Origin of the sequence: uncultured Campylobacter sp. (assembly GCF_938045775.1) — a bacterium.
In the GTDB taxonomy this organism is placed as follows: Bacteria; Campylobacterota; Campylobacteria; order Campylobacterales; family Campylobacteraceae; genus Campylobacter_B.
In genome coordinates this window covers 1-4,685 of the sequence record NZ_CALIBH010000129.1, presented here as the reverse complement: position 1 = coordinate 4,685, position 4,685 = coordinate 1, and the positions used below count along the sequence as shown (strand labels likewise).

The 4,685-nt window shown below is 52.4% G+C and carries 5 protein-coding genes; 4 read left to right on the top strand and 1 reads right to left on the bottom strand.

Translation table 11 applies throughout. The annotated features are described in order from the left end of the window. The 3 genes from Q0238_RS04990 to Q0238_RS04980 all read left to right on the top strand — a co-directional run. Positions 1 to 724 (top strand): hypothetical protein (locus Q0238_RS04990; protein WP_297943473.1); only part of this gene is annotated, 724 nt, incomplete at its 5' end. 630 nt (positions 725 to 1,354) lie between these two features. Continuing rightward, entirely contained in the window at positions 1,355 to 2,422 is a 1,068-nt protein-coding gene (ispG, locus tag Q0238_RS04985) for a flavodoxin-dependent (E)-4-hydroxy-3-methylbut-2-enyl-diphosphate synthase (RefSeq protein ID WP_297943471.1), read from the top strand. Between the two features lie 341 nt (positions 2,423 to 2,763). Continuing rightward, a complete protein-coding gene (locus Q0238_RS04980; RefSeq protein WP_297943468.1) occupies positions 2,764 to 2,973 on the top strand; it encodes a hypothetical protein in 210 nt (69 codons plus the stop codon). A gap of 58 nt (positions 2,974 to 3,031) precedes the next feature. Here Q0238_RS04980 and Q0238_RS04975 read toward each other — a convergent pair whose 3' ends face one another. After that, positions 3,032 to 3,241 carry a hypothetical protein gene (locus Q0238_RS04975; protein WP_297943466.1) on the bottom strand — a complete coding sequence of 70 codons (210 nt, stop codon included), beginning with the start codon at positions 3,239 to 3,241 and terminating at the stop codon, positions 3,032 to 3,034. Between the two features lie 170 nt (positions 3,242 to 3,411). Between Q0238_RS04975 and dnaB the strand changes: the two genes are divergently transcribed. Beyond that, on the top strand, positions 3,412 to 4,685 hold a 1,274-nt coding region (gene dnaB / locus Q0238_RS04970; protein WP_297943464.1), incomplete at its 3' end, for a replicative DNA helicase.

The following is a 4,685-nucleotide window of genomic DNA, read 5'->3' as shown; positions in this document are numbered from 1 at the left end:
GAGAAATAAAGCACCTAGGCGCCCGGCTAGTCAATCAGGCAGTCAGAATGGAGCTAGCAAGAGCCTAGTCGCGACGCTGATGCGTTTGCCAAAGACCCGTATTTATGAGGATGAGGTGCCAAACGCCCGCGATACGGAGCAAACTTACAGAGGCGCAGATATGCGGAGAAGCGTAAGCGCGCAAACTCACGGAGGCGCGGATGAGCAGACCGGCAAAACCGTAGACGCACAAGCTCGAAAATTAACGACGACTCGAATTGCACAGCCGCAAGCTCGCTACGGCTATAGTGCAACTCGTTCTGGCGCTATGGGGCATACAGCTGCATCTCATTCGAGCGCCACGAAGTATACGGCTCGTCAAAATGCTCGCGCGCCCTATCTTCCCACATCTGCTCGCTCTAGCCGTGCGATAGGGCGCTCTGGCGGTAGCGCGCTTAGTAAGATGTCGTCGCCAAAGCGGGGTAATGCGCTAGGGCAAGGTGCTGCGATGCGTTATGATGAGCGTTGGGCGAAGCCCGCTCCACAGCCTTACGAGCCTGCGCCTGAGACTGAGAAAAAGCGCGGGCTGATATTTTCATCGCAGTGGGGTCCTGCCGCGCCTAAAAGCAAGTGGCAGCAGCACGAAGCCCCGATGGATGATGCTTCGTCGCGCAATGAGTCGGTGATGGATATGCTGCAGGACAAGATGAGCAGGGTCAAGGTGAATATGGAGCTGGTGCGCTAGCCTAGGCGGCATGCCGACGCAATTTATATGCGTAGGCGGTTTAAATTTTACTGCCTCTATAAGATCGCGATACTGGCGCGGTGTGCAAACACGAACGCTGACGTTTTTTCGGCTTTGCCGCCGTGCGAAACAATGCCCTAATGCTGCAATTAAAGATAGAATTTTTCATATTTCATCCACTTGCTTTGAATTTCACGGCTGCATGCCGTGCTGCTAGGATAAACCAGACTGCACTTGTTTTGCGCGAGCGAGCGCTACGACGATACTGTGGGTAAAATTTCGCGGAAATTTCAAAAGCTTAATTTTGTAATTTTATGTCGAGGACTTCGCCCACCTGCTAAATTCGCAGAATTTTGCTTGGCTGCGTGGTTTATTAAATTTCGCTTGCCATAAAATTTTGTATAGTTTTATTTGCTACCGGAATTTTTAGAATTTTATTAGATGGCGGAATTTTATAGAACTTTATTTGCTCAAATTTCGCGGCGAAATGAAATTTTTTGCAAGCGTAAAAGTAAAATTTAGCGAGTGAAATTATGTAGGCGAAATTCTAGCGGCGGCTAGCGAGTGCGAATTATTAAATTTTAACCCCGTTTTGAATAAAATAGCGCAAAAAATTCTAAAGGCTTAAATTTGAAAAATCGCTATCCGACCCGCCAAATCTCCGTCGGCTCCGTCAAAATCGGCGGCGGCGCGCCCATCTCCGTGCAGTCGATGAGCTTTTCTAAAACGAAGGACGTGGAGGGCACGCTAGAGCAGATAAACCGCCTGTATTTCGCTGGCTGTGACATCGTGCGCTGCGCGGTGCTCGATAAGCAGGACGCGGACGCGCTCGCACGCATCAAAAAAAACTCGCCGCTTCCCATCGTAGCGGACATCCATTTTAATTTTCGCTTGGCGCTGCAGGTCGCGGAGTTTGTCGATGCCATTCGTATAAATCCCGGTAATATCGGCGGCAAAGACCGCATCAAAGAGGTCGTGCGCGCGTGCAAAGCTCACAATCTGCCTATCCGCATCGGCGTAAATTTGGGCTCGCTTGAGGAGCAGTTTGAGCAAAAGTACGGCCGCGGCGTGGAGGCGATGGTGCAAAGCGCGCTGTATAACGCCGCGCTGCTTGAAGATGAGGGCTTTAGCGACATTGCGATCTCGCTTAAGACTTCGGACGCGCCGAGCACGGTGGCTGCGTATCGCGCGCTGCGCCCGCTATGCGAGTATCCTTTTCATCTGGGCGTGACCGAGGCGGGGACGAAATTTCACGCGAGCATCAAGAGCGCGATCGCGCTAGGCGCGCTTCTGATGGAGGGGATCGGCGATACGATGCGCGTGAGCATCACGGGCGAGCTTGAGGAGGAGATCCGCGTCGCGCGCGCGATCCTACAGGACGCGGGCGTGCAAAAAAGCGGCGTCAATATCATATCGTGCCCTACCTGCGGGCGTTTGCAAAGCGATCTGCTAAGCGCGATCAAAATCGTCGAAGAAAAAACTGCGCACATTAAAACGCCGCTAAATATCAGCGTCATGGGCTGCGTCGTAAATGCGATCGGCGAAGCGAAGGGCGCGGACGTGGCGATCGCGTTCGGCAACGGGCGCGGCATCGTGATGCGCCACGGCGAAGTGGTCGCCAAACTCGATGAGAGCAAGCTCGTGGAGCGGTTTTTGCAAGAGGTCGAGGACGAGGTGCGGGCTCGCGAAGGAGCATGAGGGCTGCGGGGGTGCCTGGTTTGCTAAAGTCTTTATGGCGCGTGACTCAGCCGCGCGGCTCGGCGTTTGGGCGCGTTGGGCTCATCGCGGTTCGTTTAGGCTCATCAACGCAGTCTGTCTGAGGCGTAAAATTTTAAAATTTAATTCCGAGGCAGTGCTTTTAAATTTGAGCCTTTGGGAGTGCGGCTTGGAATTCTGGATTTAAATTTTAACTCTGGAATTTCATTTTAGAATTTTGGGTTTGAAATTTTAACTTTGCAATTCGCCGTGAAATTTTATTTTAAAATTTGAGCCTCGCGATTCGGTGCTAAATTTGCGGCGTAAAATTTCAAGGCACGACATTGAAGTTTAGCCGCGTTAAATTTAGTGCGATTTATTGCGACAGACACACTGTTTTGCGAAACAGCGAGCGAGCGTTAAATTTAAATGCCACGGCATTCGGCTCATTGTTTAAGGCGTTTGAAAAATTTCAAATCGTGACGCTTCGGTTTAAGTTTAGAAAGGTTCGCTCGCCGCAGCTCGGGCGCAAAATTTACTGCCCAAGCTTGTAGCGCTAAATTTTAATAGGCGGGCTTAAAATTTTAAAGAATTCTGAGCCCTAGCGAAATTTCAAGCTCTATGAAATTTCAAAATTTCAAATCCGCCGCGGCAACCTTTGGGCGCAGTCTCAAATCGCCGCGGTGTGTGCGGCATAAGAGTGCAGCGGCTTAAAATCGCGTGGCCTTTGGAAGCGTTAAGTTTCAAAAGCGCCGCGGTTTCAAAATCGTTCGAGCTTTCAAGATCGCAAGCTGTTTGATCTAGCGAGATTTTGGGTTGCAAGGCTCCGAGCTTCGCAGGCTTTCAAAGCCGCGATAGTTCTAAGGTCTCGCGACGAGCGTTCAAAGCCGCATCGCTTTTCAAAAGCGCGTACCGGGGCTGTGGATTAAAATTTACGATTTTATAGAGCTTAAAATTTAGACGCGCAAAAGCGCGCGAAACGAGGGGAAGCGATGGCAACGAAGCAGAATGTGCCTGCAAATTTATACGATCTGGATATGGAGCGTGCGATTTTAAGCTCGCTTTTGCAAAACGAGGACGCATACGGCGAGCTGAGCGAGATAATCTCGGTCGGCGATTTTTTCTACAAGCCGCACGCCGACATCTACGAGGCGATCGTCAAGTGCTCCTCGCACAACGAGCCGATCGCGCCGAGCTTCGTTAAAAAATGGCTAGCCGAGCGCTACGACGATGGCGCATTTACCGAGGTTGTAGCCACCAGCGGCGTGGTCGACGCCCCAAAATACGCGCTCGAGCTGCGCGAAAAATCGATCAAGCGCTCGCTAATCAAGGTCGCGCACGAGATCCCTTCGATGGTAAACGAAGCCGTGCGCAGCAAGGACACCGCCGATAAAATTAGCTCCAAAATTTACGAGCTCGTCGATGAGGAGCGCCACGGCGGCATCAAAAAATCGCACGAGATCATCGAAGGCGTAGTAGAGGAGCTGAAGCGCCAAAAGGCGCTCGCAGGCTCGGAGCTCGTGGGGCTAGATACGGGCTTTCGCTTCCTAAACGACTGCACGAAGGGGTTGAAACCGGGTGAGCTCATCATAATCGCCGCCCGCCCCGGTATGGGAAAGACCGCTTTTGCGCTAAATTTGATGATGAAAACTCTGCAAAGCGGCAAGGGCGTCGTATTTTTCTCGCTCGAGATGCCCTCCGTGCAGCTGATGTATCGCATACTAAGCGCGCTTAGCTCGATCCCGCTAAGCGACATAATGAGCGCCAAGCTCAGCGACGACGACTGGACGCGCTTCAACGACGCCTGCGACGCGGTGCTGAATATGCCGCTTTTCGTCTATGACAGCGGCTATGTAAACATCCACCAGGTCCGCACCCAGTTGCGCAAGCTCAAATCCGCGGATGCCAATATCGAGCTTTGCGTGATTGATTACATCGGACTTATGACGAGCACGAGCAACTACTCCGAGCGCCACCTGCAAATCGCCGAAATTTCACGCGGACTCAAGCTCTTGGCGCGCGAGCTAAACATCCCGATCATCGCGCTGTCGCAGCTAAACCGCTCGCTTGAGGCGCGCTCGAACAAACGCCCGATGCTAAGCGATCTGCGCGAAAGCGGCGCGATCGAGCAGGACGCCGACATTATACTTTTCGTCTATCGCGACGAGGTTTATAAAGAGCAGATGGAGCGCGAGCGCATTTCGCGGCTGGAGGCCGAGGGCAAGGACGCGGGCGAGCCCGTGTTTAGGCGCAACGACTATCAGGA